This window comes from Sphingobium sp. 15-1 (assembly GCF_013375535.1).
In the GTDB taxonomy this organism is placed as follows: domain Bacteria; phylum Pseudomonadota; class Alphaproteobacteria; order Sphingomonadales; family Sphingomonadaceae; genus Sphingobium; species Sphingobium aromaticivastans.
Map to the genome: position 1 here is coordinate 2,196,720 of NZ_JABXJG010000001.1, position 22,418 is coordinate 2,219,137.

At 62.9% G+C, this 22,418-nt stretch carries 33 protein-coding genes; 4 read left to right on the forward strand and 29 right to left on the reverse strand.

Annotated elements, in window-relative coordinates:
- The first annotated feature begins 31 nt into the window (after positions 1-31).
- The 3 genes from rnd to HUK72_RS10405 all read left to right on the forward strand — a co-directional run bounded on the left by rnd (position 32) and on the right by HUK72_RS10405 (position 2,116).
- Positions 32-1,198 (forward strand): ribonuclease D, encoded by a 1,167-nt coding sequence (gene rnd, locus HUK72_RS10395; protein WP_176597819.1) that lies wholly within the window; start codon positions 32-34, stop codon positions 1,196-1,198.
- Positions 1,199-1,210: 12 nt separating this feature from the next.
- Complete coding sequence (locus HUK72_RS10400) at positions 1,211-1,501, forward strand: I78 family peptidase inhibitor (RefSeq protein ID WP_176596722.1); 291 nt, start codon at positions 1,211-1,213, stop codon at positions 1,499-1,501.
- A 222-nt stretch (positions 1,502-1,723) separates the two neighbouring features.
- Positions 1,724-2,116 carry a DUF1801 domain-containing protein gene (locus HUK72_RS10405; protein WP_176596723.1) on the forward strand — a complete coding sequence of 131 codons (393 nt, stop codon included), beginning with the start codon at positions 1,724-1,726 and terminating at the stop codon, positions 2,114-2,116.
- 88 nt (positions 2,117-2,204) lie between these two features.
- On the opposite strand, the gene HUK72_RS10410 is transcribed toward HUK72_RS10405, so the two are convergent.
- From HUK72_RS10410 to lepA, 3 genes are all read right to left on the reverse strand, one after another.
- Positions 2,205-2,888, reverse strand: a complete 684-nt coding sequence (locus tag HUK72_RS10410; RefSeq protein WP_066562040.1) for a hypothetical protein — start codon at positions 2,886-2,888, stop codon at positions 2,205-2,207.
- Positions 2,889-3,059: 171 nt separating this feature from the next.
- Positions 3,060-3,446, reverse strand: a complete 387-nt coding sequence (locus HUK72_RS10415; protein WP_176596724.1) for a PH domain-containing protein — start codon at positions 3,444-3,446, stop codon at positions 3,060-3,062.
- 86 nt (positions 3,447-3,532) lie between these two features.
- Positions 3,533-5,338, reverse strand: coding sequence for a translation elongation factor 4 (gene lepA, locus HUK72_RS10420; protein WP_176596725.1), 1,806 nt, complete (start codon positions 5,336-5,338; stop codon positions 3,533-3,535).
- Between the two features lie 188 nt (positions 5,339-5,526).
- Here lepA and HUK72_RS10425 point away from each other — a divergent pair, with 188 nt between their 5' ends.
- A complete protein-coding gene (locus HUK72_RS10425) occupies positions 5,527-6,297 on the forward strand; it encodes a CsgG/HfaB family protein (protein WP_176596726.1) in 771 nt (256 codons plus the stop codon).
- Positions 6,298-6,473: 176 nt separating this feature from the next.
- Here HUK72_RS10425 and HUK72_RS10430 read toward each other — a convergent pair whose 3' ends face one another.
- From HUK72_RS10430 to tuf, 26 genes are all read right to left on the reverse strand, one after another.
- Positions 6,474-7,511 carry an acyltransferase gene (locus tag HUK72_RS10430; protein WP_176596727.1) on the reverse strand — a complete coding sequence of 346 codons (1,038 nt, stop codon included), beginning with the start codon at positions 7,509-7,511 and terminating at the stop codon, positions 6,474-6,476.
- Positions 7,512-7,987: 476 nt separating this feature from the next.
- Entirely contained in the window at positions 7,988-8,527 is a 540-nt protein-coding gene (locus HUK72_RS10435) for an ATPase (RefSeq protein WP_176596728.1), read from the reverse strand.
- 94 nt (positions 8,528-8,621) lie between these two features.
- Positions 8,622-9,278 (reverse strand): adenylate kinase, encoded by a 657-nt coding sequence (locus HUK72_RS10440; RefSeq protein ID WP_176596729.1) that lies wholly within the window; start codon positions 9,276-9,278, stop codon positions 8,622-8,624.
- 47 nt (positions 9,279-9,325) lie between these two features.
- A complete protein-coding gene (secY, locus tag HUK72_RS10445) occupies positions 9,326-10,690 on the reverse strand; it encodes a preprotein translocase subunit SecY (protein WP_176596730.1) in 1,365 nt (454 codons plus the stop codon).
- A 190-nt stretch (positions 10,691-10,880) separates the two neighbouring features.
- Positions 10,881-11,417 carry a 50S ribosomal protein L15 gene (gene rplO, locus HUK72_RS10450; protein ID WP_046761667.1) on the reverse strand — a complete coding sequence of 179 codons (537 nt, stop codon included), beginning with the start codon at positions 11,415-11,417 and terminating at the stop codon, positions 10,881-10,883.
- 151 nt (positions 11,418-11,568) lie between these two features.
- The gene (gene rpmD / locus HUK72_RS10455) at positions 11,569-11,748 is read right to left on the reverse strand and encodes a 50S ribosomal protein L30 (protein WP_150291172.1); all 180 of its coding nucleotides are present in this window, start codon (positions 11,746-11,748) and stop codon (positions 11,569-11,571) included.
- A 6-nt stretch (positions 11,749-11,754) separates the two neighbouring features.
- Positions 11,755-12,468 carry a 30S ribosomal protein S5 gene (gene rpsE, locus HUK72_RS10460; protein ID WP_176596731.1) on the reverse strand — a complete coding sequence of 238 codons (714 nt, stop codon included), beginning with the start codon at positions 12,466-12,468 and terminating at the stop codon, positions 11,755-11,757.
- Between the two features lie 2 nt (positions 12,469-12,470).
- Positions 12,471-12,824: a 50S ribosomal protein L18 gene (rplR, locus tag HUK72_RS10465; protein WP_176596732.1), complete on the reverse strand. Its 354-nt coding sequence runs from the start codon at positions 12,822-12,824 to the stop codon at positions 12,471-12,473.
- Position 12,825: 1 nt separating this feature from the next.
- Positions 12,826-13,359 (reverse strand): 50S ribosomal protein L6, encoded by a 534-nt coding sequence (gene rplF / locus HUK72_RS10470; RefSeq protein WP_046761671.1) that lies wholly within the window; start codon positions 13,357-13,359, stop codon positions 12,826-12,828.
- Positions 13,359-13,754 (reverse strand): 30S ribosomal protein S8, encoded by a 396-nt coding sequence (gene rpsH / locus HUK72_RS10475; RefSeq protein WP_176596733.1) that lies wholly within the window; start codon positions 13,752-13,754, stop codon positions 13,359-13,361. Before rpsH ends, rplF begins: the two co-directional genes overlap by 1 nt.
- 12 nt (positions 13,755-13,766) lie before the next feature.
- The gene (gene rpsN / locus HUK72_RS10480) at positions 13,767-14,072 is read right to left on the reverse strand and encodes a 30S ribosomal protein S14 (protein WP_007707881.1); all 306 of its coding nucleotides are present in this window, start codon (positions 14,070-14,072) and stop codon (positions 13,767-13,769) included.
- Between the two features lie 52 nt (positions 14,073-14,124).
- A complete protein-coding gene (gene rplE, locus HUK72_RS10485) occupies positions 14,125-14,697 on the reverse strand; it encodes a 50S ribosomal protein L5 (protein WP_176596734.1) in 573 nt (190 codons plus the stop codon).
- A complete protein-coding gene (gene rplX, locus HUK72_RS10490) occupies positions 14,697-15,008 on the reverse strand; it encodes a 50S ribosomal protein L24 (protein WP_046761674.1) in 312 nt (103 codons plus the stop codon). The genes rplE and rplX overlap by 1 nt, the downstream gene beginning before the upstream one ends.
- Positions 15,008-15,376: a 50S ribosomal protein L14 gene (rplN, locus tag HUK72_RS10495; RefSeq protein WP_007686569.1), complete on the reverse strand. Its 369-nt coding sequence runs from the start codon at positions 15,374-15,376 to the stop codon at positions 15,008-15,010. Before rplN ends, rplX begins: the two co-directional genes overlap by 1 nt.
- A 176-nt stretch (positions 15,377-15,552) precedes the next feature.
- Positions 15,553-15,816: a 30S ribosomal protein S17 gene (gene rpsQ / locus HUK72_RS10500; RefSeq protein WP_006960320.1), complete on the reverse strand. Its 264-nt coding sequence runs from the start codon at positions 15,814-15,816 to the stop codon at positions 15,553-15,555.
- Between the two features lie 14 nt (positions 15,817-15,830).
- The gene (rpmC, locus tag HUK72_RS10505; RefSeq protein ID WP_100238022.1) at positions 15,831-16,034 is read right to left on the reverse strand and encodes a 50S ribosomal protein L29; all 204 of its coding nucleotides are present in this window, start codon (positions 16,032-16,034) and stop codon (positions 15,831-15,833) included.
- Between the two features lie 3 nt (positions 16,035-16,037).
- Entirely contained in the window at positions 16,038-16,469 is a 432-nt protein-coding gene (rplP, locus tag HUK72_RS10510) for a 50S ribosomal protein L16 (RefSeq protein ID WP_007686573.1), read from the reverse strand.
- A 21-nt stretch (positions 16,470-16,490) separates the two neighbouring features.
- A complete protein-coding gene (rpsC, locus tag HUK72_RS10515; RefSeq protein WP_021239758.1) occupies positions 16,491-17,186 on the reverse strand; it encodes a 30S ribosomal protein S3 in 696 nt (231 codons plus the stop codon).
- A 4-nt stretch (positions 17,187-17,190) separates the two neighbouring features.
- Positions 17,191-17,577 (reverse strand): 50S ribosomal protein L22, encoded by a 387-nt coding sequence (rplV, locus tag HUK72_RS10520; RefSeq protein ID WP_013847761.1) that lies wholly within the window; start codon positions 17,575-17,577, stop codon positions 17,191-17,193.
- The gene (gene rpsS / locus HUK72_RS10525) at positions 17,577-17,855 is read right to left on the reverse strand and encodes a 30S ribosomal protein S19 (protein WP_046761676.1); all 279 of its coding nucleotides are present in this window, start codon (positions 17,853-17,855) and stop codon (positions 17,577-17,579) included. Before rpsS ends, rplV begins: the two co-directional genes overlap by 1 nt.
- A 5-nt stretch (positions 17,856-17,860) precedes the next feature.
- Positions 17,861-18,697 carry a 50S ribosomal protein L2 gene (gene rplB, locus HUK72_RS10530; protein WP_066560540.1) on the reverse strand — a complete coding sequence of 279 codons (837 nt, stop codon included), beginning with the start codon at positions 18,695-18,697 and terminating at the stop codon, positions 17,861-17,863.
- Between the two features lie 2 nt (positions 18,698-18,699).
- Positions 18,700-19,017: a 50S ribosomal protein L23 gene (locus HUK72_RS10535; RefSeq protein WP_066560542.1), complete on the reverse strand. Its 318-nt coding sequence runs from the start codon at positions 19,015-19,017 to the stop codon at positions 18,700-18,702.
- On the reverse strand, positions 19,010-19,645 hold the full coding sequence (gene rplD / locus HUK72_RS10540) for a 50S ribosomal protein L4 (protein ID WP_176596735.1): 636 nt from the start codon (positions 19,643-19,645) through the stop codon (positions 19,010-19,012). The genes HUK72_RS10535 and rplD overlap by 8 nt, the downstream gene beginning before the upstream one ends.
- Positions 19,646-19,648: 3 nt before the next feature.
- A complete protein-coding gene (gene rplC, locus HUK72_RS10545; RefSeq protein ID WP_176596736.1) occupies positions 19,649-20,404 on the reverse strand; it encodes a 50S ribosomal protein L3 in 756 nt (251 codons plus the stop codon).
- Between the two features lie 274 nt (positions 20,405-20,678).
- Positions 20,679-20,987, reverse strand: coding sequence for a 30S ribosomal protein S10 (gene rpsJ / locus HUK72_RS10550; protein ID WP_007686587.1), 309 nt, complete (start codon positions 20,985-20,987; stop codon positions 20,679-20,681).
- Positions 20,988-21,194: 207 nt separating this feature from the next.
- Positions 21,195-22,385 carry an elongation factor Tu gene (tuf, locus tag HUK72_RS10555; RefSeq protein WP_066560553.1) on the reverse strand — a complete coding sequence of 397 codons (1,191 nt, stop codon included), beginning with the start codon at positions 22,383-22,385 and terminating at the stop codon, positions 21,195-21,197.
- Positions 22,386-22,418 lie beyond the last annotated feature (33 nt).

Here is a 22,418-nt window from a genome sequence, read left to right on the forward strand (position 1 = left end):
CGGGCCAGCCCATAATAAGATCGAAGACCATATGCAAATCCATCCGCTGATTACCGACAGCAAGACTCTCGCCCAATTCTGCGCCCGGATCGCCAAATCGCCCTATATTGCGGTCGATACCGAATTCATGCGCGAAAACAGCTATTGGCCCGATCTCTGTCTGGTGCAGGTCGCGGACTCGAACGAGGCCGCCGCGATCGATCCCAAGGCGCCCGGCCTTGACCTGTCGCCCCTGCTCGACCTGATGGTCGACAATGAGGATGTGCTGAAGGTCTTCCATGCGGGTGGGCAGGATCTGGAGATCATCTACAACCTGACCGGCAAGACCCCCCACCCGATGTTCGACACGCAGATCGCGGCGATGGCGCTGGGGCTGGGCGAGCAGATCGGCTACGGCAACCTCGTCGACGCATGGCTGGGCGTGCAGCTCGACAAGGGCGCCCGCTTCACCGACTGGGCGCGCCGCCCGCTCGACAAGCGGCAGATCGATTACGCCATTGGCGACGTCACTTATCTGATCCAGATTTTCCCCAAGATGCTGGAGGAACTGCGCCGCACCGGGCGCGGCGACTGGCTGGACCAGGAGATGGAACGGATCAGCGATCCCTCCAATTACGAGAACAAGCCGGAAGAAGCATGGCAGCGCGTGCGCATCGCCAGCCGCAAGGCCGATGTGCTGGGCCGCCTGAAAGCGTTGGCCGCCTGGCGCGAAATGGAGGCGCAGGACAAGAATCTGCCGCGCGGCCGCATCGTCAAGGACGAGACGCTGGCCGACATCGCCAGCCATCCACCCCGCGCGCAGGAGGATCTGGGCAAGGTGCGCGGCCTTTCCGCCACCTGGAAGACCAACGACATCGGCAACCGCCTGATGCTCGCGCTCGGCAACCACAAGCCGCTCGCCAAGGAAGAAATGCCCGAGCGCGACCCCAAGCGTCCGGGCCTGGGCAAAGACGGCGCGCTGGTGGCGGATCTTTTGAAGCTGCTGCTGAAAATCCGCTCCCGCGACATCAATGTCGCCGCCCGCCTGATCGCCCGCAGCGACGACATCGACGCGCTGGCGGCGGGCGTGCGCGAGGATCTGTCGATCCTCGAAGGCTGGCGCTATGAACAATTCGGCCGCGACGCAGTCGATCTTGTCGAAGGCCGCCTCGCCTTCGCGGTCAGGAACGGCCGCCTCAAGATGACCCGCACGCAATAGGAGCCAGGACGGATGCGGACGGCAGCGCTGATTTTCCTTCCCCTGTTGACAGGCTGCGCGGGCGGCCAGGGGGCCGCCACTCCGCCGTCCGCCCCCGAAGGCGCGTGCCGCAACGAAGGACTGGACCGCTTCGTCGGCCAGACCGCCAGCGCGGCGACCGGCGCGGAACTGCTCAAGCTGTCGGGCGCCCGCACGCTGCGCTGGGGCGCGCCCGGCATGGCGATGACCATGGATTTCCGTGCCGACCGGCTGACCGTCAGCTATGACGAGAAAATGACGATCACCTCCGCCCGCTGCGGCTGAATGAAGCGGATGCGGACCGCACTGGAATAAATCGCCCCGTCCAACCGTATTCCCCCCGGCACCGGCCGCAATCCCCCTGATCGCGACCGGTCGGCCCTAAGGGTGGTCCCCATGGGGCGGCGTAGCGGTGGCGCAAAGAGGCAGGCCCCTCCCGCACCATCGCTACGCCATTCCCGTTTCGTTGCAATCTGTTAGGGTGCCTCCGACAAGAGGAGCGGCCCGATGGACGACAATGACTCTCCCTCCGCGCTGATCGACAGGCGGATCGCGGAGCTGGGCGACTGGCGCGGCGAAACGCTTGGCCGGGTCCGCGCGCTGATCCGGGAAGCCGATCCCCAAGTGGTCGAGGAATGGAAATGGCGCGGCGTGCCGGTCTGGTCGCATGACGGCATCCTCTGCACCGGGGAAAGCTACAAGGCGGTGGTCAAGCTGACCTTCGCGAAGGGCGCGGCGTTGGAAGACCCGGCGGCCCTGTTCAACGCCAGCCTGGACGGCAATGTACGCCGCGCCATTGACTTAAGGGAGGGTGAGACGATCGATGCCGATGCGTTCAAGGCGCTGATCCGCGCCGCAGTCGCACTCAACGGGGCCAAGCCGCGGAAGAAGAAGGGCTAAGATAAAAGATCAGCGTGCTCCTGCGAAGGCAGGAGCACGCTGATCTCAAGGGCGATCACATCCTGCAAAAACACAGCCCTACACCCAATCAACACTCCAACCCAATCAACGTCCCGCTACCGATCCGGCCCACATAGCGCTTCCCGTCAATCTCTAGCCAATCCGGCGTCACCTCCAGCCGGCGTCCGCGAATGGTGGTGCGCAGATGCTCCACCGCGATCCGGTTGCGCGCCACGATCCGCAGCACCGCCAGCCCCTCGCCCCGCGCCGCCATCATCGTGTAGCGGTCGCCGCGCAGCAGGAAATGCCAGCTCCCGTCCGTCGGCATCCACTCATTGCCGTTCACGACCTGCACCGGCTCGCCATCCGGGCCGCCCATGCGCACGCTGATGCGGGTCGCGCCATTGCTCCGGCGCGGCGGGGCGAAGATCAGGATCGGCTCGCCCTCCAGCGTCAACGGGATCGGCGTGTCCCGCAGCAATTGCGAGCCGCCCATGATCAACGTCGGCAATTCCGGCGAAAAGGGCAGCCGGTCGCGCGCGAAATGGCGCTGCCGCACGACCGGATTGGCGTGGAAGCCCTGTACCTGCATCGGCGTCAGCCGCCCTTCCTCGACCAGCCCATGGCAGGTCGGGCAGAGCAGCGTCACGCCATGACTCTCCGGCAAACGCAGATAACGGTAAATCGTCACGCCGCAGCGGACACAAGCAAAACCGCAAGTCTGACGGATTTCGTCCTGCTGCTGCGCAGTCAGACCTGGCAGCGACGGCATCACGCGAAAGCCCATGCAGACGACCCCTTGCAATCACCTGCCCGCGCCACTGCGGACCGGCGTTCCTTCGGCGTCCTTCCTGCTGGCCGGGGGCGCTCCAAAGCACCCCTTCTCGCTATTGCACTATCGTTGAAATAAATGCGGACAAGTCAAGGGCTGTTCGCCATTCTCCTACCGCTGGGGCAGCAGGTCCAGGTTGCGCGATGCGGCAATCGCCCGGATGCGGTCGGGCCGCGGCATGGATTTGATAGCGATTTCCGCCATGTCGCCCGCGCTGAACAATTCCACATTGCCGACGTTGAAAATCCGCTGGCCCAGCGTCTGGGTGATGCGCACGCTGCGGATGCTGCTGAGCGCGATCTCCGTCCGCTGCTTGGCGAGCAGGCCGCGTTCGAACAACACTTCGCGGTCGGACAGCGCCAGACGCTCGCCCTTGTTCAGCACCCACCATATGCCGATGGCGACTATGCCGACGACGGAAATCAGCAGCAGGACGAACAGAAAGGGGTGTGCGCGGAACATCGCGGGATGCTCATCATACAGCCAAGTCTCGCTCATGCCGGTCCCCTGCCGCTAACCGTTTTGCATTGACCATGGACGCTCCACCGCCGTCAAGGCCGCCCAAGAGCATGATACGCTTCGGACTAGTTCTCGTCCCCCATGCGCAGCGCCGCGATGAAGGCCTCCTGCGGGATCTGCACGCTGCCATATTCGCGCATCCGCTTCTTGCCCTCTTTCTGCTTCTCCAGCAGCTTCTTCTTGCGGGTGATGTCGCCGCCATAGCATTTGGCGGTCACGTCCTTACGCATCGCCGCGATGGTCTCGCGGGCGATCACCTTGCCGCCGATCGCCGCCTGGATCGGGATCTTGAACAGATGGCGGGGGATCAGATCCTTCAGCCGCTCGCACATGCCGCGCCCGCGGGATTCGGCCGTGCCCCGGTGGACGATCATGCTGAGCGCGTCGACCGGCTCATTGTTGACGAGGATGCCCATCTTGACCAGATCGCCCTCCCGCGTGCCGATCTGATGATAGTCGAAGCTGGCATAGCCCCGCGAAATCGACTTCAGCCGGTCGTAGAAATCGAACACCACCTCGTTGAGCGGCAGTTCATAGGTCACCTGCGCCCGCCCGCCGACATAGGTCAGATTCTTCTGAATGCCGCGCCGGTCCTGGCAGAGCTTCAGGATCGACCCCAGATATTCGTCGGGGCAGTAGATCACCGCCTCGATCCACGGCTCTTCGATGAAATCGATATAATTGGCATCGGGCATGTCGGCGGGATTGTGCAGATGCCGCGTCGTCCCGTCATTCATATGGATGTCGTAAACCACCGACGGCGCCGTGGTGATGAGGTCGAGATCATATTCCCGGCTCAACCGCTCCTGGATGATCTCCAGATGCAGCAGGCCCAGGAAACCGCAGCGGAAGCCGAAACCCAGCGCCGCCGACGTCTCCATCTCGAAGGAGAAGCTGGCGTCGTTCAGCCGCAGCTTGGAGATCGATTCGCGCAGCTTCTCGAAATCATTGGCGTCGACCGGGAACAGGCCGCAGAACACCACCGGCTGCACTTCCTTGAAGCCCGGCAGGGCTTCCTTCGCGGGATTCTTGACTGTGGTGATGGTGTCGCCCACGCGGGTCTGGCTGATGTCCTTGATCTGCGCGGTGATGAAGCCAATCTCGCCGGGGCCCAGCTCGCTCAGTTGCTCGATCTTCGGCCGGAAACAGCCGACGCGGTCGATCAGATGCTCGGTGCCGCCGATCATGAACTTGATGTTCTGGCCCTTCTTGATGACGCCGTTCATGACGCGCACCAGAATCACGACGCCCAGATAGGGGTCGTACCAGCTATCGACCAGCATCGCCTCCAGCGGCGCCTCGCGGTCGCCCTTGGGCGCGGGAATCTTGGCGACCACCGCTTCCAAAATATCATCGATGCCGATCCCGGCCTTGGCGCTCGCCAACACCGCTTCCGACGCGTCGAGGCCGATCACTTCCTCGATCTCCGCCTTCACCTTCTCCGGCTCGGCGGCGGGCAGGTCGATCTTGTTGATGACGGGCACGATCTCATGGTCATGCTCGATCGACTGATAGACGTTCGCCAGCGTCTGCGCTTCCACGCCCTGCGCCGCATCCACCACCAGCAACGCCCCCTCGCAGGCGGCCAGCGACCGGCTCACCTCATAGGCGAAGTCGACATGGCCCGGCGTGTCCATCAGGTTCAGCTCATAGGTTTCGCCATTTTTCGCGACATAGTCGAGGCGCACGGTCTGCGCCTTGATGGTGATGCCACGCTCCTTCTCAATATCCATATTGTCGAGAACCTGCGCGCTCATCTCCCGGTCGGTGAGGCCTCCGGTGCGCTGGATCAGGCGATCGGCCAGGGTCGACTTGCCATGGTCGATATGGGCGATGATCGAGAAATTACGGATGTGCGAGAGATCGGTCATGGCCCGCGCCGATAGCAGCCATTTGCGGGCGTGTCAGCAGGCACGCGCATCGGTCGCCCTTTGAAGGCAATAGCGGTGATAACCATTCGCATTACTTGCGCGACCACGCGGTTGTGCTAGAGCTTGGGTCAAATATCAGGGCGCCAAAAAAGCAAAACGACTTCAGCAACTTTCAGGGGTGCATGACAATGCGTGTGTTCGCGAAATTCGTCGCTGCCGCAGCCGGCCTGGCTGTCGCGGCTTCTCCGGCGATGGCCGCCGACAAGGGCTCGTCCGCCCGGCAGCAGCAGGCCAAGAAAACCGCCGAAATTCCTCATTGCACCCGGCGCCTCGGCACGGTGGCGATCGTCGAGCCGGACAACCAGTGGTGGCGTGAGCTGAACCTGGGCAGCCCGGAGGCGATCCTCAAGGTGTTCATCCAGCAGTCGGGCTGCTTCGGCATCGTCAACCGCGGCCGCGCCATGGCCAGCCGCAATCTGGAACGCGCCATGGCGGACTCCGGCGAATTGCAGGCGGGATCGAATCTGGGCAAGGGCCAGGTGAAGGCGGCGGATTATTATCTGCAGCCCGACATCGTCTCCTCGAACAAGAATTCGGGCGGCAATGCGCTGGGCGGCATGCTCGGCGGCTTCCTGGGCGGCCGGACCTTCGGCGCGCTCGCCGGCGGCATATCGGTCAAGAAGAGCGAGGCCAATGTCACGCTCTCGATCGTCAACGCCCGCACGACCGAGGAAGAGGCGCTGACCGAGGGCTATGCCCGCAAATCGGACCTCAGCTTCGGCGGCGGCGGCGGTGCCGGCTGGTGGGGCGGTTTCGCGGCGGCTGGCGGCGGCGGCTATCAGAACACCGAAATCGGCCAGGTGATCGTGCTGGCCTATCTCGACGCCTATACCAAGTTGGTGACGCAGCTTGGCGGCCTACCCGCCAATGCAGCGGCAGCGGCTCCCCGCGCGCAGTAAAGGGCGGCTATTCGCGAAAAGGGCGCTGCCGGAGATTCCGGTGGCGCTTTTTTTTGCGGCTGGCCTTTCACCATGGGACAGTGGCTACCGTTAAGCGCGCCGTGCTCCTACGAAGGCAGGAGTACGGTGTACTTCAAGGACCGCGACTGTCCGCTTCCCACCCATTCAGGACACCCCTAGGCTTGCCCCGGCACCCCCTCGCTCGACCCGTTCCTCTCGCGACGCCGCCACCAGCCCAATATCGCCTCTCCAGCCGGCCGCTCGACTGCCCGATTGATGATCGTCCCCAAACCCAGCGCCACCGCAAAGGCCGCTGCAAAACCGGCCCACGGACCATAGCCCGCCTCCGCCATTTTCAGCATCACGACAAAGCCGACATGCTGGTGGATGAGGTAGAAGGAATAGCTGATCCCACCCATCCAGACGAGCGGGCGAAGGTTCAGAAAGCGCAACCGCCCCGCGATCAGCGCCCCGAACGCCGCCAGCAGGACAAGACCCGCCAGGCTGATGTCCCAACTGTCGACCGTCGCGATCGACAGCAGCGACAGCGCCGCATAGGGCGCCTGCTGCCGCCAGCTTCGCTGCCCCGCCCAGACGCGATAGGACAGCATGCCGATGATGAAGCAGGGCACATAGCGCAGCACCAGCAGCATCACGATCCGTTCCGGCATGCCCGGCCACAGCACATAGAGCCAACGCAAGACCAGCCAGCCAGCCAACACCGGCTCCAACCGCCTGAGACCTGTCCATTTCCAGAGCGAGAGCATGCAGAAATAAAAGGCGATCTCAACGGTCAGCGTCCAATAAGCGCCGTCGACTTCGGGCAGGAAGGCAAAGCCCTGCAACATGGTGACATTGGCCAGGATCGCGCCCGGCCCGATCAGCAGTTGCGAAACCCGCGCCAGATATTCGATCCCCAGCGTCAGCAGCATCGCGACCAGATAGGCCGGATAGAGCCGGGCGAAGCGGTTGATCAGGAAATCCGGAACCGTCCGAATGCGGTCGAGCGTGAAGAAGATCGCGAAACCGGAAATGGCGAAGAACAGCAGCACCCGATAATTGCCGCCCAGGAAGCTGAAGGGCACGTGCGCCGCCTGCGGAAACAGCTCATGGAAGCGGGTGGAATAATGGAAAGCCAACACGCACAACGCCCCCAGGCCGCGCAAGGCGTCGAGTTCCGTCAAGCGGCGGGTGGAAGGGCGCGACCCCGGCATGTCCGCGCCATAGCAACGGAACAGCAATCATTCCGTTAATATCGTGGTTAAGCGCATGGCCTGGCGCGATTTTCATCAAAGGGCGGACGCTCACCCGCTTTGGTTGCCCACTCGATCGCATGGGAAAATAGGAAGGTTTGAAATCCATCACCCCGGGCTCGACCCGGGGTCCCGCTTGTCTTGACCGACCACGCCCCAACTCCGGAGGCAGGCCCCGGAGCAAACCCAAGGTGACGAAATCAGGAACGGCTGGAATCCAATCTCCGGATTCCCCTAGCCTGTATCGACATTCAGCTTGAGAATATAAGCGACGTCATGCTGAACTTTTTTAGCTGCGTTGGCCTTCGGTTCAGCATCCATTGTGCCTCTACAGGCCTTCCGCTCTTGGGGAGAAATGGATGCTGAAACAAGTTCAGCATGACGATTTGGAATGAAGTTTCCTCTGATCCTACGAAATAGCTGAATGTCGATACAGCCTAAGGCCGCCCCGTCTCCGCCGCCCGCTTCAGCCCCTGCAATTGCTCGGCCAGAACCTTGTCGACGAGCGGCGCGATCTTGGCCGTCTCCACCCGCATATAGCCGCCGACTACATAGCTCATCCCCACCCGCACCCCCTTGCCCATTGGCGCGATGTCGAAGGTCAGCGTCCCGGTCACAGCCTCCGCCTGCAACGGCCCGAGCGCTCCGGAAAGCCGCAATTGCTTGTCGGGCGCGGCATAGATCACCCGTCCATGCTCGACGCTTCCGGCCTTCCCGTCCTTGCTCGGCACCTTTTCGCAGAAACAGCCGCCCGCCACGGGATCGAGGCTCAGATTGGCGGCATCGCCGCTATAGCTATGTTCGCCATTCCACCAACGGGCCGGTTGCCCCAACAGCCGATAAACGGTCGCCGCATCGGCCGCGACCTCGACGCTGTTCTCAACCGCAAAACCGACGCTGCTGCTGCTCGTGACAGCAGAATGGGCCGGCGCGGCCATCGCCACGCCAGCCCATATCCAAGCTATCCGCTTTTTCATCTCACCCTCCCTCCTGACAGGAAAGCGAGATTAATTCCGTTCGCCGCATTTTCCGAGTCGCCAGATTTCCGGCCGACGCGGACAATGCTGTGGCTCAGGCGCCCTTGCCGTCCAATATGGCTGCGACCGCTACGGTCACATCGTCCATGTCGGCCATGCCGTCGACCCGCGACACGATGCCGCGCGCCTCGTAGATCGGCAGGATCGGCGCGGTCTTGGCGCGATATTCGGCCATGCGCGTGCGCACGGTTTCCTCATTATCGTCCGGACGACGCTTGAACTCATGCCCGCCGCATTTGTCGCAGCTGCCCTCGACCTTCGGCTGCTTGAAGCTGTCGTGATAGCCTTCACCGCAGGTCGCGCAGGTGAAGCGGCCGGTGATGCGCTCGACCAGCGCGTCCTCGTCCACTTCCAGCTCGATCACATGGTCGAGCGTCCGGTTGCGATCCGCCAAAATGCCGTCGAGCGAATGGGCCTGCGCCTCGGTGCGCGGATAGCCGTCGAAGATCACGCCGGTTTCGGGCGACAGCGCATCCAGCGCCTCCCCAATGATGCCGGACACGATCTCGTCCGACACGAGCTCACCGGCCTCCATCACGGCCTTGGCCTTGAGACCGATCGGCGTCCCGGCCTTCACAGCCGCGCGGAGCATGTCGCCCGTCGATAGCTGCACCATGCCCCGGCTGTCCACCAGACGAGTCGCCTGGGTCCCCTTGCCGGCGCCCGGAGGGCCGAGCAGAATGATATTCATATTGCGCATTCTCCCCTGTTCTTCGCGCTTTACCTATATTGCGCCGTTCAGCGCAAACGCCCCTTCAGCTTCGCCTTCTTGATCAGATCGCCATATTGATGGGCAAGCAGGTGGCTCTGAATCTGCGTCACGGTATCGACCGTAACATTGACCACGATCAACAGGCTAGTCCCACCAAGGTAGAAGGGAATGCCCGCCCGGGCGATCACAAATTCGGGCACCAGGCAGATGAAAGCCAGATAGGCCGCGCCGATCACCGTGATACGGGTCAGCACATAATCGAGATAATTTTCGGTGTTCTTGCCCGGACGGATGCCGGGGATGAAGCCGCCATTGCGCTTGAGGTTGTCGGCCGTCTCTTCCGGATTGAACACCACGGCGGTGTAGAAGAAGCAGAAGAAGACGATGCCGAGGCCATAGAGCGCCATATAGACCGGGCTACCGTGCGACAGATATTGGTTCAGCGTCAGCACGAAATCGCCCAGCTTGCTCTCGCCCGCAACGGTCTGCCCCGCAAATTGCGAGACGGTGAGCGGCATCAGCAACAGCGACGACGCGAAGATCGGCGGGATCACGCCCGCGGTGTTTACCTTGAGCGGCAAATGGCTGCGATCGGCCTGCATCAGCCCCTGGCGCGTTTGCCGCTTGGGATATTGGATCAGCACCCGGCGCTGCGCCCGCTCCATGAAGCAGATGAAGGCGATCAGACCAAAGCCCAGCACGATCACCAGGAAGATCAGCAGGCCCGATATCGCGCCGGTGCTGCTCGACTTGAACAGGTTGCTCAGCGTCACCGGCAATTGTGCGACGATGCCCGCCATGATGATCAGCGACACGCCGTTGCCGATGCCGCGCGAAGTGATCTGCTCACCCAGCCACATCAGGAACATGGTGCCGCCGATCAGCGAGATCACAGCCGCGACGCGGAACAGGATGCCCGGATCGACCACCGCCTGCACGCCCGACTGGGCGCCGAAGCTTTCCAAGCCGACCGCGATGAAATAGCCCTGCACCGCCGTCAAACCGACCGTGCCGTAGCGGGTGTACTGGTTCAGCTTCTTGCGGCCGCTTTCGCCTTCCTTCTTGATCGCCGCGAGCTGCGGCGAGAGGGAGGCGGCGAGCTGCACCACGATCGAGGCGGTGATGTAGGGCATCACGCCGAGCGCGATCAGGCTCATGCGCGAGAGCGAACCGCCCGAAAAGGTGTTGAAGATGTCGAGGATGCCGCCATTGGTCTGCTTGTAGAGCTGCGACAGGGCCGTCGGATCGACGCCCGGCAGCGGCACGAAGCTCAGGAAGCGGAAGACGATCAGCGCGCCCAGCGTGAACCACAGGCGCTTCTTGAGGTCGGTCGCCTGGCTGAACTTCGCCAGGCTGAGATTGGATGCGAGCTGGTCGGCTCTCGATGCCATCTTGGCTGCCCTTCAAAACATCTTGCCGGGATTGGGTGCCCGGAGCGGAATCGCTAACCCCTTAGCGGGGTGATGGGGCGCTGTCGAACCGGGAATCGCCGCCGACGCGACAAAAAACTGCCCCAAAACACATGGCCCCGCTCACCCATATCGGGCAGCGGGGCCATGCTTGCAAGCTTTAGCGGCGGAATTAGGCCTTCGCTGCGGCCTTCTTGGCGGCGAGGGCAGTGCCCTTCTTAGCCTTGGCCTTCTCAGCCGCCGGAACGACTTCGATCACGTCGACCTTGCCGCCAGCCTTCTCGACAGCTTCGACCGCACCCTTCGAGGCGCCGGCAACCAGGAAGCTGACCTTCGCGGTCAGATCGCCCTTGGCCAGCAGACGCACGCCGTCCTTGCCGCCACGGGCCAGAGCAGCGGCCTTCAGCGCCGCATGGTCGATGGTCGCATTGGCGTCCAGCTTGCCGGCGTCGATCGCCTTCTGCACCGCGCCCAGGTTCACGATCGCGTAATCCTTGGCGAAGATGTTGTTGAAGCCGCGCTTCGGCAGACGCATGTGGAGCGGCATCTGGCCACCCTCGAAGCCGTTGATGGCGACGCCCGAACGCGCCTTAGCACCCTTCTGGCCGCGACCGGCGGTCTTGCCCTTGCCCGAGCCGATACCACGGCCGACGCGCATCCGGCCCTTGCGGGCACCGGCATTGTCATTGAGTTCGTTGAGCTTCGTCATTTCATGCACTCGCTTTCGCTATGTTCGCGCAGTCCCGCTCATGATTTCTCCGGCAGGACAACTAAAGAGGGCGCGCCATTAGCGCCCTTTCCCAAAAAACGAAAGAGGGGTCGCCCCCTCTCCCGCCTCATTCCTTGCTGGTCGGGAAGGCTCAGCCTTCGACCACCGCCACCATGTGGGGCAGCTTGGCGATGGCGCCGCGGACTTCCGCGGTGTCTTCCAGCTCCACCACGCGATGCATCTTGCCAAGGCCCAGACCGATCAGAATCTTCTTCTGAGCTTCGGGGCGGCGGATCGGTGAACCGATCTGCTTGATCTTGATCTTCGCCATATCCTGTTACTCCGCAATCGCTTCGGCATCAGCCTGCGCGACTTCGGCCGAGGCGCCACCGCGACGCAGAAGGTCAGCGACCTTCTTGCCACGACGCTGCGCCACCGACTTCGGGCTGGTCTGTTCGCCCAGTGCCGCGAAGGTCGCACGGATCATGTTATAGGGGTTCGACGTGCCGTTCGACTTGGTCACGACGTCAGCGACGCCCAGGCTTTCGAACACGGCGCGCATCGGACCACCGGCGATGATGCCCGTACCGGCAGGCGCCGAACGGACCGTCACCTTGCCCGCACCGAAATGGCCGAGGCCGTCATGGTGCAGCGTGCGGCCTTCCTTCAGCGGAACGCGAACCATCGCCTTCTTGGCCGAAGCGGTCGCCTTGCTGATGGCTTCAGGCACTTCGCGCGCCTTGCCATGGCCGAAGCCCGCACGGCCCTTGCCGTCGCCAACGACGACCAGAGCGGCGAAACCGAAGCGCTTACCGCCCTTGACGGTCTTCGAGACGCGGTTGATGTGAACCAGCTTCTCGATCAGCTCTTCGCCCTGCTCCTCATCGCGATTGCCGCCACGGCGGTCATCGCGACGGCCACGGCCACCCCGCTCGCCACGGTTGCGATCGCCGCCACGACCACGGCCACGGCCGGGACCACGACCTTCGGTCGGTGCAGCCTCGACGCCCTCGGTCGGGGCGCCGGCTTCAATGGTGTTTTCTTCAGCCATGATCAGAACTCCAGCCCGGCTTCACGGGCCGCATCGGCCAGCGCCTTGACGCGGCCATGGAACAGGAAGCCACCACGGTCGAACACGACCTGGGTGACGCCGGCGGCGGTCGCCGCAGCGGCAACGCGCTTGCCGACATCGGCAGCAGCTTCGGAAGTGGCGCCGGTCTTACCGCGCACATCCTTGTCCAGGGTCGAGGCCGATGCCAGGGTCTTGCCCTGCGCGTCGTCAATGACCTGGGCGTAGATGTGACGGCCCGAACGGTGGACGCTGAGGCGCGGACGGGTGCCCGAAACAGCCTTGAGCGCGGTGCGGACGCGGCGACGACGCCGCGCGAAGAGGGAAAGCTTTGCCATCTTACTTCTTCTTCCCTTCCTTGCGGAAGATGAACTCGCCGGCATATTTGATACCCTTGCCCTTATAGGGTTCGGGCTTGCGCCAGCGGCGGATCTCGGCGGCAACCTGACCCACCTTCTGCTTGTCGATGCCGCTGATCTCGACCGTGGTGTTATCCGGGGTCTTGATCTCGATGCCTTCCGGCACGTCGAAGTCGACGTCATGCGAATAGCCGAGCTTCAGGTTCAGAACCTTGCCCTTGGCGTCCGCACGATAACCGACGCCGGTGATCAGCAGCTTCTTGGTGTAGCCTTCGGTCACGCCCGTGATCAGGTTGGCGACCAGCGTGCGCTGCATGCCCCAGAAAGCGCGGGCGCGCTTGCTGTCATTGGCAGGCTTCACCGCGATCACACCGTCTTCGATGCTGTAGGTGACTTCGTCGGCCAGCGGCAGCGACAGGGTGCCTTTCGGCCCCTTCACCGAGAGCTGACCGCCTTCGATCGACGCGGTCACGCCCGCGGGGACGGCGACCGGCTTCTTACCAGTACGGCTCATCAGAACACCTCCGCCAGCACTTCGCCGCCGACATTCTGCTCACGCGCTTCGGCGTCGGACAGAACGCCGCGGGGCGTCGAGACAATGGTGATGCCCAGACCGTTGCGGATCACCGGCAGTTCCTTGGAACCCGAGTAAACGCGGCGGCCCGGCTTGGACACGCGGGCGACATGCTTGATCGCCGGCTGGCCTTCGAAATATTTCAGCTCAATGCGCAGGCCGGGATGCTTGCCGAGCAGTTCCTCGGAATAGCCACGGATGTAACCTTCGCGCTGCAACACGTCGAGCACGCGGGCGCGGAGCTTCGACGCGGGGGACACAACGCTGTCCTTCTTCGCCTGCTGCCCGTTGCGGATGCGGGTGAGCATATCACCCAGGGGATCGGTCAATGCCATCTCAAATGATCCTTACCAGCTCGACTTGGTGACGCCGGGGATCAGGCCCTTGTTGGCCAGATCACGCAGCTGCACGCGGCAGAGGCGGAATTTGCGGTAATAAGCGCGGGGACGCCCCGTCAGCTCGCAGCGGTTCCGAACGCGGGTCGGGTTGCCGTTGCGGGGGATCTCCGCCATCTTCAGACGCGCGATCAGACGATCGCTGTCATCGGCCGCGGTATCATTCGCGATCGCCTTGAGCTTCGCATAGCGGCCGGCATATTTCTTCACCAGCTTCTTGCGGCGCTCGTTCTTGTTGATCGAACTCAGTTTCGCCATGACTTAAGTTCTCTTCCTTAGCTTAAGCGTTTGGGAGAGAAGCGGGGCCGTTTCAGGCCGCCTGCTTCTCTTCGATCGGGAAGGGGAAGCCGAAGAGGCGCAGCAGTTCGCGCGCTTCCTCGTCCGTCTTCGCCGTGGTGGTCACGATGATGTCCATGCCACGAACCTTGTCGATCTTGTCGTAGCTGATTTCCGGGAAAATCAGCTGCTCCTTGATGCCGAAGGCATAGTTGCCACGACCGTCGAAGCTCTTGGGGTTCAGGCCACGGAAGTCGCGCACGCGGGGCAGCGCGATGTTGATCAGGCGGTCCAGGAATTCATACATGCGCTCACGGCGCAGCGTGACCTTGGCGCCGATCGGCATGCCTTCACGCAGCTTGAACTGCGCGATGGACTTGCGAGCCTTGGTGATGACCGGCTTCTGACCGGCGATCTGCTCCATTTCCTCGGCGGCCTGCGTGACCTTCTTCTTGTCCTGGGTCGCTTCGCCCACGCCCATGTTGAGCGTGATCTTTTCGATCTTGGGAACCTGCATGACGTTCTCGTAACCGAACTTCTCGGTCATCGCCTTGGCGATTTCGGCGTCATACTGCGCCTTCGAGCGCGGAGTGTACTTGTCGCTCATTACAGCACCTCACCGGACTTGACGGCGACGCGGACCTTCTTGCCGTCGCGATCCTCGAAACGGACGCGGGTCGGCTTGCCATCCTTGTCAGCGACAGCGACGTTCGAAATGTGGAGCGGCGCGGGCTTGCGCTCGATGCCACCCTGCGGGTTCGCCTGGTCGGGCTTGCGATGCTTGGCATGCACGTTGATGCCTTCGACGAGGACCTTGTCGGCCTTCGGCAGCACCTGCAGGACGGCGCCGGTGCGGCCCTTGTCCTTGCCGGCCAGGATGACGACCTTGTCGCCCTTCTTGATCTTGGCAGCGCTCATTACAGCACCTCGGGGGCGAGCGAGATGATCTTCATGTGCTTCTTGGCGCGCAGTTCGCGAACGACCGGGCCAAAGATACGGGTGCCAATCGGCTCCTCGTTCTTGTTGATGAGCACAGCGGCATTGCCGTCGAAGCGAATCACGCTGCCATCAGCGCGACGCACGTCCTTGGCGGTGCGCACGATGACGGCGCGGTGCACGTCACCCTTCTTCACCTTGCCACGAGGCGCAGCTTCCTTGATCGAGACGACGATGATGTCGCCCACGCTCGCGAAGCGACGCTTCGAGCCGCCCAGCACCTTGATGCACTGGACGCGCTTGGCGCCGCTGTTGTCAGCGACGTCAAGATTGGATTGCATCTGGATCATGGATCCGGTTCCTTCTTATTTGGCCTACCGGGGCAATTCCCGGCGGTTCCGAATTTCGTTGCCTAGAGCCCTAGGCGAGCCATTTGACTCTACGCGAAGCGCGGGCCTGTACCCTTTCCAAAAGGAAAAGGCCAGCCCCGCGCCGCATTTTTTACCTAAGGCTCAGCGAGCCTCCCTTAAGCAGCCGTCTCCGGCGACTTATGGGTGTCCACGCGCTCGATGACCTTCCAGGTCTTGAGCTTGGAAATCGGAGCGGTCTCCTCGATGCGGACCGTTTCGCCTTCCTTGTAGACATTGCCCTCGTCATGGGCATGGTACTTCTTCGAGCGGCGGATGATCTTGCCGTAGAGCGCATGCTTCACCTTGCGCTCTACACGAACCACCACCGTCTTGTCGGTCTTGTCGGAAACCACCGTTCCCGTCAGCACGCGCTTGGGCATCGTGTGTTTCCTTCTTACTTCGCAGCCGAGCGCGAACGCTCGGACTGAAGGGTCTTGATCTGCGCGATCGAGCGGCGGACTTCCTTCACCCGGCTCGGCTTTTCGAGCTGGTTGGTGGCCGCCTGAAAACGCAGGTTGAACTGCTCGCGCTTCAGGTTGTTCAGTTCGGTCGACAGCTCGTCGTCCGACTTGGTCTTGAGATCAGCTACATTCGCCACGGATTAACCCTCCAGGTGGGAGGTGTCGCCGAGGCGAGCGACAACCTTCGTCTTGATCGGCAGCTTCATCGCGGCGCGCGAGAAAGCCTCTGCTGCGAGCGGGCCGGGAACGCCGTCCAGTTCGAACAGGATGCGGCCCGGCTTGACGCGAGCTGCCCAATATTCGACCGAACCCTTACCCTTACCCTGACGGACTTCGGCGGGCTTCTTGGAAACCGGCACGTCGGGGAACACGCGGATCCACAGACGGCCCTGACGGCGAAGGTGGCGCTGGATCGCGCGGCGGGCCGCCTCGATCTGGCGTGCGGTGACGCGCTCGGGTTCCAGAGCCTTCAGACCATAGGCGCCGAAGTTCAGAGCCGAACCGCCCTTGGCGTCGCCCTTGATCCGGCCCTTGAAGGTCTTGCGGAACTTCATTTTTTTCGGTTGCAGCATGACGCTATTACCTTCTTATCTTCAGCGCGCCGGGCGCACGCCGGAGGTCTGAGCCTCCAGCATCAGCCGGTCGGTAGCCATCGGATCGTGACCAAGGATTTCGCCCTTGAAGATCCAGACCTTGATGCCGCAAACACCGTAAGCGGTATGCGCTTCGGCTTCGGCATAATCGACGTTCGCGCGCAGCGTGTGCAGCGGAACGCGGCCTTCGCGATACCATTCGACGCGCGCGATCTCCGCGCCGCCCAGACGGCCGCCGCAGGTGATCTTGATGCCTTCCGCGCCCAGACGCAGCGCCGACTGCACCGCGCGCTTCATCGCACGGCGGAACGCCACGCGACGCTCCAACTGGTCGGCAATGCCCTGCGCGACGAGCTTGGAGTCGATTTCCGGCTTGCGGATCTCGACGATGTTCAGCGACACGTCCGAAGAGGTCAGGCTGCCCAGCTTCTTGCGCAGCTTTTCAATGTCCGCGCCCTTCTTGCCGATGATGACACCGGGACGGGCAGCGTAGATCGACACGCGGCACAGCTTGGCGGGACGCTCGATCACGACCTTGGAGATCGCGGCCTGCGGCAGGTTCTTCATGATATACTGGCGGATCTTCAGATCCTCCAGCAGCAGGCGGCCATAGTCGGCGCCTTCCGCGAACCAGCGGCTGTCCCAGGTACGGTTGATCTGCAGGCGCAGACCGATCGGATTGCTCTTGTGACCCATAGTCTTACGCCTCCGCTTCTTCAGCTGCTTCGCGAACGACGATGCGCACGCGGCTGAAGGGCTTCAGGATCCGGGTCGACTTGCCGCGGCCGCGGGCGTGGAAGCGCTTCAGGGTGAAGCTCTTGCCCACCGATGCTTCCGCGACGACCAATGCGTCGACGTCCAGATTGTGGTTGTTTTCCGCATTGGCGATGGCCGAAGCCAGCACCTTGCGCACGTCGACCGCCATCGCCTTCTTCGAGAAGGCGAGGATGTTCAGCGCGTCCTCGACCTTGCGGCCGCGGATGAGCGTGGCGACCAGGTTCAGCTTCTGGGCCGAACCACGGATCTGCGTGCCAACGGCCAGCGCCTCATTGTCGGCTACGCGACGGGGAGCCTTTTCCTTGCTCATCAGCGCTTGCCCTTCTTGTCGGCGGCGTGGCCGGGGAAGTAGCGGGTCGGGGCGAATTCACCCAGCTTGTGACCCACCATCTCCTCGTTCACGGAGACCGGAACATGCTTGCGGCCGTTATAGACGTTGAACGTCAGGCCAACGAACTGCGGCAGGATGGTGGAACGGCGCGACCAGGTTTTGATCGGACCCGAACGGCCACCGGCGTCCTGCGCGGTTTCCGCCTTCTTCAGAAGGCTGAGGTCCACGAACGGACCTTTCCAGACGGAACGAGCCATCTCGCTTACCTCTTCTTCTTCGCGTGGCGGCTACGGATGATGAACTTGTCCGTCGCCTTGTTGTGGCGGGTGCGCGCACCCTTGGTCGGCTTGCCCCAGGGCGTGACCGGATGACGGCCGCCCGAGGTCCGGCCTTCACCACCGCCATGCGGGTGATCGACCGGGTTCTTCGCCACACCGCGCGTCAGCGGACGCTTGCCGAGCCAGCGGTTACGGCCGGCCTTGGCGAGATTGGTGTTGGCATTGTCCGGGTTCGACACGGCACCCACGGTGCCCATGCAGTCCGAACGGATATAGCGCTGCTCGCCAGAGGACAGGCGGACCATCACCATGCCACGATCGCGACCGACCAGCTGGGCATAGGTGCCCGCCGAACGGCAGAGCTGACCACCCTTGCCGGGCTTCATCTCGATATTGTGGATGATGGTGCCGACCGGCATCTGGCCGAGTTCCATCGCATTGCCCGGCTTCACGTCGGTCTTCTTGCCCGCGATGACCTTGTCACCGGGAGCCAGACGCTGCGGCGCCAGGATATAGGCCTGGGTGCCGTCGGGATAGTTGACCAGCGCGATGAAGGCCGTGCGGTTGGGGTCATATTCCAGACGCTCGACCGTGCCTTCCACGTCCCACAGGCGACGCTTGAAGTCGATGATGCGGTAACGCTGCTTGTGACCGCCGGCGATGCCGCGCGAGGTCACATGGCCCTTGTTGTTGCGGCCGCCGGTCTTGCGCTTGCCTTCGGTCAGCGCCTTGACGGGCTTGCCTTTGTGCAGGCCGCTGCGGTCGACGAGGATCAGGCCGCGCTGGGCCGGGCTCGTCGGGTTATATGTCTTCAGCGCCATGGTCAGCGCACTCCTTCGGTGATGTCGATCGATTGGCCATCAGCCAGACGAACGATCGCCTTCTTCACGTCCGAGCGGGTGTAGGGCTTGCCCTTCCACTTCTTGGTCTTGCCCTTGGCGACCAGCGTGTTCACGCTCTTGACGCTCACGCCCCAGATCGCCTCGACGGCGGCCTTGATCTCCGGCTTGGACGCGTCATTGGCGACCTTGAAGACCACGGCGTTGTTCTCGGAGAGAAGCGTCGACTTCTCGGTGATCACCGGCGCGACAACGACGTCATAATGACGGTTGTCCACGGTTGCGGCTTCTTTCTTAGCCATTGAAACGGGCCTCCAGCTTTTCGACCGCGGCGCGGGTGAGCACCAGCGAATCGGCCTTCAGGATGTCGTAAACGTTGGCGCCGACGGCCGGCAGCAGGTTCACGCCGATGATGTTGGCCGAAGCCTTCGCGAAGCTGACATTCACCGCGTCGCCGTCGATGAACAGCGCCTTGTTGAGGTTCAGCTTGGCGAGGTGCGCGACCAGAGCCTTGGTCTTGCCTTCCGCCACATCGAGATTGTCGAGAACGATCAGCGAGCCGCTCTTCGCCTTCGACGACAGGGCCATCTTCAGGCCGAGCGCACGAACCTTCTTGTTGAGGTCGTGACCGAAGGTGCGGGCGCGGGCGCCGTGAGCCTTACCACCGCCGATGAAGACGGGAGCGCGGCGATCGCCGTGACGAGCCGTACCGCCGCCCTTCTGGCGACCGAACTTCTTGCCGGTGCGGGCAACGTCCGAACGCTCACGGGTGGCGCGGGTCGGAGCCCGGCGCTTTTCGAGCTGCCAGGTGACGACGCGGTGCAGAATGTCGGTGCGGGGCTCGATACCGAACACGGCATCGTTCAGCTCCACTTCAGCGGCGGCCCCAGAGACGTTGCTGCCGTCGAGGGTCTGTACATTGACCTTCATGGATTAGCCCTCCTGGCCTTCGGTCGCTTCGGGAGCAGCCACTTCTTCAGCGGGCGTCTCGGCCGGAGCGTTGTTGCTGTTGGCAGCCTGCTTCAGGCTCGCCGGATAAGGCGCGTCGGCCGGGCGCTTCACCTTGACGGCGTCGCTGACGGTCAGCCAGGTGCCCTTGGCGCCCGGAACCGAACCCTTGACGAACAGCAGGCCACGCTCGACGTCCGTACGGACGATTTCGAGATTCTGCTGCGTGCGCTCGCGATCACCCATGTGACCCGCCATCTTCTTGTTCTTGAAGACGCGGCCCGGATCCTGACGGTTACCGGTCGAACCATGGGCACGGTGGCTGATGGACACGCCGTGGGTGGCGCGCATACCGCCGAAGCCCCAGCGCTTCATGGCGCCGGCAAAACCCTTACCCTGGGTGTGACCGGCGACATCGACCAACTGACCGGCGATGAAATGATCGGCCGCGATCTCGGCGCCGACATCGAGGAGCGCGTCCTCGGCGACACGGAATTCGACCAGACGCGCCTTCGGCTCCACTTCCGCCTTGGCGAAGTGGCCGCGCTGCGGCTTGGCGACATTCTTGACCTTCGCGACGCCCGCACCGAGCTGAACCGCGACATAACCGTCACGGTCGACTTCCTTGCGGGCCACGACCTGATTGCCCTCAAGGGCCAGAACCGTAACGGGAATATGACGTCCGTCCTCCTGGAACAGACGGGTCATCCCGACTTTCTTAGCGATCACGCCTGTGCGCATCACTGATTACTCCCATAGAGGCCCGCCTTAGCAGCGGGCGTATCCAACGAAAAAACCGCTCAGGATCTCTCCTTCGCGGCCCAACCCAAATAATAGATCACCCCGTCCGGGTTGGATGCCGATCCCGCCAGGGAAAGGCGACGGGGGACCAGGACCACGAGCCGTTCCGGTTTACCGGAAAGGCCGTGCGGTATCCCTTGTGTCGTTTGAGTTTCCGGTTTCCCGAAATACCCGATACCCTGCCCGCCTTTCGGAGAGCAGGGACTTGTCGGCTTTAGGCCAACTTGATTTCGACGTTCACGCCGGCAGCCAGGTCCAGCTTCATCAGCGCGTCGACCGTCTGCGGCGTCGGCTGCACGATGTCAAGCATACGCTTGTACGTGCGGACTTCGAACTGCTCGCGCGACTTCTTGTCGATGTGCGGACCACGGTTGACCGTGAACTTTTCGATGCGCGTCGGAAGGGGAATCGGACCGCGGATAAGGGCGCCAGTGCGGCGGGCGGTGTCGGCGATGTCGCCGGTCGCCTGATCAAGCACGCGATGATCGAACGCCTTGAGGCGAATGCGGATGTTGCTGTCCATTGTTCCTGTACCGATGCGAAAGAGCCAAAAACTCAGAGCATTTTCAAAAATCAGCCGGAGCAGCCGATGACTTGTGAAAATGCGCCAACAAAAATTTACCGCCCCGTTTCTGGCCCTTCTAGCTCAGTCGAGCCGGAGAAAGGCGATCCGGGGCGGCGAAAAACTCAGCGGCGCGAATCAGGCGATTCGCGCCGCTGCGGTCCTATATTACTTCGAGATCGTGCCGACAACCCCTGCACCGACGGTACGACCGCCTTCGCGGATGGCGAAGCGCAGACCCTGGTCCATGGCGATAGGCGCGATCAGCTTGACGCCGAGCTTCACATTGTCGCCGGGCATGACCATCTCGGTGCCTTCGGGCAGGATCACTTCGCCGGTCACGTCGGTGGTGCGGAAGTAGAACTGCGGACGATAGTTCGCGAAGAACGGGGTGTGACGGCCGCCTTCTTCCTTCGACAGAACGTAGACTTCCGCGTCGAACTCGGTGTGCGGGGTGATGGTGCCGGGCTTGGCCAGAACCTGACCGCGCTCGACTTCTTCACGGCCCACGCCACGGATCAGTGCACCGATATTGTCGCCCGCGCGACCTTCGTCGAGCAGCTTGCGGAACATTTCCACGCCGGTGACGGTGGTCTTGCGGGTGTCCTTGATGCCGACGATCTCGACTTCTTCACCAACCTTGACGATGCCGGTTTCGACACGGCCGGTCACGACGGTGCCGCGGCCCGAGATCGAGAACACGTCTTCGATCGGCATCAGGAAGGGCTTGTCGATCGGACGCTCCGGCTGCGGGATGAAGGTGTCGACCGCTTCCATCAGCTTCAGAACGGCCTGCTTGCCGATTTCATCGTTCGTGCCGTCCAGCGCCTTCACGGCCGAGCCGGGGATGACGGGGATGTTGTCGCCGTCGAAGTCGTAGGACGACAGCAGTTCGCGGATTTCCAGCTCGACCAGCTCGAGGATTTCCGGATCGTCGACGAGGTCAACCTTGTTCATGAACACGACGAGCTGCGGCACGCCGACCTGGCGGGCGAGCAGGATGTGCTCGCGGGTCTGCGGCATCGGACCGTCGGTGGCCGAAACGACGAGGATGGCGCCGTCCATCTGGGCCGCACCGGTGATCATGTTCTTGACGTAGTCGGCGTGACCCGGGCAGTCGACGTGCGCGTAGTGACGGGCTTCGGTCTCATATTCGACGTGGGCGGTCGAAATGGTGATGCCGCGCTCGCGCTCTTCGGGCGCCTTGTCGATATTGGCATAGTCGACGAAGGTCGCGCCGCCGGTTTCGGCGAGCACCTTGGTGATCGCTGCGGTCAGCGAGGTCTTGCCATGGTCGACGTGACCGATGGTGCCGATGTTGCAGTGCGGCTTGGTCCGCTCAAACTTAGCCTTAGCCATTTTATCCTACCTTCTAATCAAATCAGCTTTTGT

Bases quoted from the DNA above. Each gene is read 5' to 3' on its own strand.
- rplD (WP_176596735.1), bottom strand. From the start codon at position 19,645: ATGAAGGTCAATGTACAGACCCTCGACGGCAGCAACGTCTCTGGGGCC.
- rplV (WP_013847761.1), bottom strand. From the start codon at position 17,577: ATGAGCAAGGAAAAGGCTCCCCGTCGCGTAGCCGACAATGAGGCGCTG.
- rpsH (WP_176596733.1), bottom strand. From the start codon at position 13,754: ATGGCATTGACCGATCCCCTGGGTGATATGCTCACCCGCATCCGCAAC.
- HUK72_RS10410 (WP_066562040.1), bottom strand. From the start codon at position 2,888: ATGCCGTCGCTGCCAGGTCTGACTGCGCAGCAGCAGGACGAAATCCGT.
- secY (WP_176596730.1), bottom strand. From the start codon at position 10,690: ATGGCATCGAGAGCCGACCAGCTCGCATCCAATCTCAGCCTGGCGAAG.
- rplN (WP_007686569.1), bottom strand. From the start codon at position 15,376: ATGATCCAGATGCAATCCAATCTTGACGTCGCTGACAACAGCGGCGCC.
- rplP (WP_007686573.1), bottom strand. From the start codon at position 16,469: ATGCTGCAACCGAAAAAAATGAAGTTCCGCAAGACCTTCAAGGGCCGG.
- tuf (WP_066560553.1), bottom strand. From the start codon at position 22,385: ATGGCTAAGGCTAAGTTTGAGCGGACCAAGCCGCACTGCAACATCGGC.
- rnd (WP_176597819.1), top strand. From the start codon at position 32: ATGCAAATCCATCCGCTGATTACCGACAGCAAGACTCTCGCCCAATTC.
- rplO (WP_046761667.1), bottom strand. From the start codon at position 11,417: ATGACGAAGCTCAACGAACTCAATGACAATGCCGGTGCCCGCAAGGGC.
- rpmD (WP_150291172.1), bottom strand. From the start codon at position 11,748: ATGGCGAAGATCAAGATCAAGCAGATCGGTTCACCGATCCGCCGCCCC.
- HUK72_RS10400 (WP_176596722.1), top strand. From the start codon at position 1,211: ATGCGGACGGCAGCGCTGATTTTCCTTCCCCTGTTGACAGGCTGCGCG.
- HUK72_RS10535 (WP_066560542.1), bottom strand. From the start codon at position 19,017: ATGGCTAAGAAAGAAGCCGCAACCGTGGACAACCGTCATTATGACGTC.
- HUK72_RS10430 (WP_176596727.1), bottom strand. From the start codon at position 7,511: ATGCCGGGGTCGCGCCCTTCCACCCGCCGCTTGACGGAACTCGACGCC.
- rplR (WP_176596732.1), bottom strand. From the start codon at position 12,824: ATGGCAAAGCTTTCCCTCTTCGCGCGGCGTCGTCGCCGCGTCCGCACC.
- HUK72_RS10415 (WP_176596724.1), bottom strand. From the start codon at position 3,446: ATGAGCGAGACTTGGCTGTATGATGAGCATCCCGCGATGTTCCGCGCA.
- rpsJ (WP_007686587.1), bottom strand. From the start codon at position 20,987: ATGGACAGCAACATCCGCATTCGCCTCAAGGCGTTCGATCATCGCGTG.
- HUK72_RS10405 (WP_176596723.1), top strand. From the start codon at position 1,724: ATGGACGACAATGACTCTCCCTCCGCGCTGATCGACAGGCGGATCGCG.
- HUK72_RS10425 (WP_176596726.1), top strand. From the start codon at position 5,527: ATGCGTGTGTTCGCGAAATTCGTCGCTGCCGCAGCCGGCCTGGCTGTC.
- rpsS (WP_046761676.1), bottom strand. From the start codon at position 17,855: ATGGCTCGTTCCGTCTGGAAAGGTCCGTTCGTGGACCTCAGCCTTCTG.
- rpsQ (WP_006960320.1), bottom strand. From the start codon at position 15,816: ATGCCCAAGCGCGTGCTGACGGGAACGGTGGTTTCCGACAAGACCGAC.
- rplX (WP_046761674.1), bottom strand. From the start codon at position 15,008: ATGAGCGCTGCCAAGATCAAGAAGGGCGACAAGGTCGTCATCCTGGCC.
- rplE (WP_176596734.1), bottom strand. From the start codon at position 14,697: ATGAGCGACAAGTACACTCCGCGCTCGAAGGCGCAGTATGACGCCGAA.
- HUK72_RS10435 (WP_176596728.1), bottom strand. From the start codon at position 8,527: ATGAAAAAGCGGATAGCTTGGATATGGGCTGGCGTGGCGATGGCCGCG.
- rplF (WP_046761671.1), bottom strand. From the start codon at position 13,359: ATGAGCCGTACTGGTAAGAAGCCGGTCGCCGTCCCCGCGGGCGTGACC.
- rpsE (WP_176596731.1), bottom strand. From the start codon at position 12,468: ATGGCTGAAGAAAACACCATTGAAGCCGGCGCCCCGACCGAGGGCGTC.
- rpsC (WP_021239758.1), bottom strand. From the start codon at position 17,186: ATGGGTCACAAGAGCAATCCGATCGGTCTGCGCCTGCAGATCAACCGT.
- rplC (WP_176596736.1), bottom strand. From the start codon at position 20,404: ATGCGCACAGGCGTGATCGCTAAGAAAGTCGGGATGACCCGTCTGTTC.
- rpsN (WP_007707881.1), bottom strand. From the start codon at position 14,072: ATGGCGAAACTGAGTTCGATCAACAAGAACGAGCGCCGCAAGAAGCTG.
- rplB (WP_066560540.1), bottom strand. From the start codon at position 18,697: ATGGCGCTGAAGACATATAACCCGACGAGCCCGGCCCAGCGCGGCCTG.
- lepA (WP_176596725.1), bottom strand. From the start codon at position 5,338: ATGACCGATCTCTCGCACATCCGTAATTTCTCGATCATCGCCCATATC.
- HUK72_RS10440 (WP_176596729.1), bottom strand. From the start codon at position 9,278: ATGAATATCATTCTGCTCGGCCCTCCGGGCGCCGGCAAGGGGACCCAG.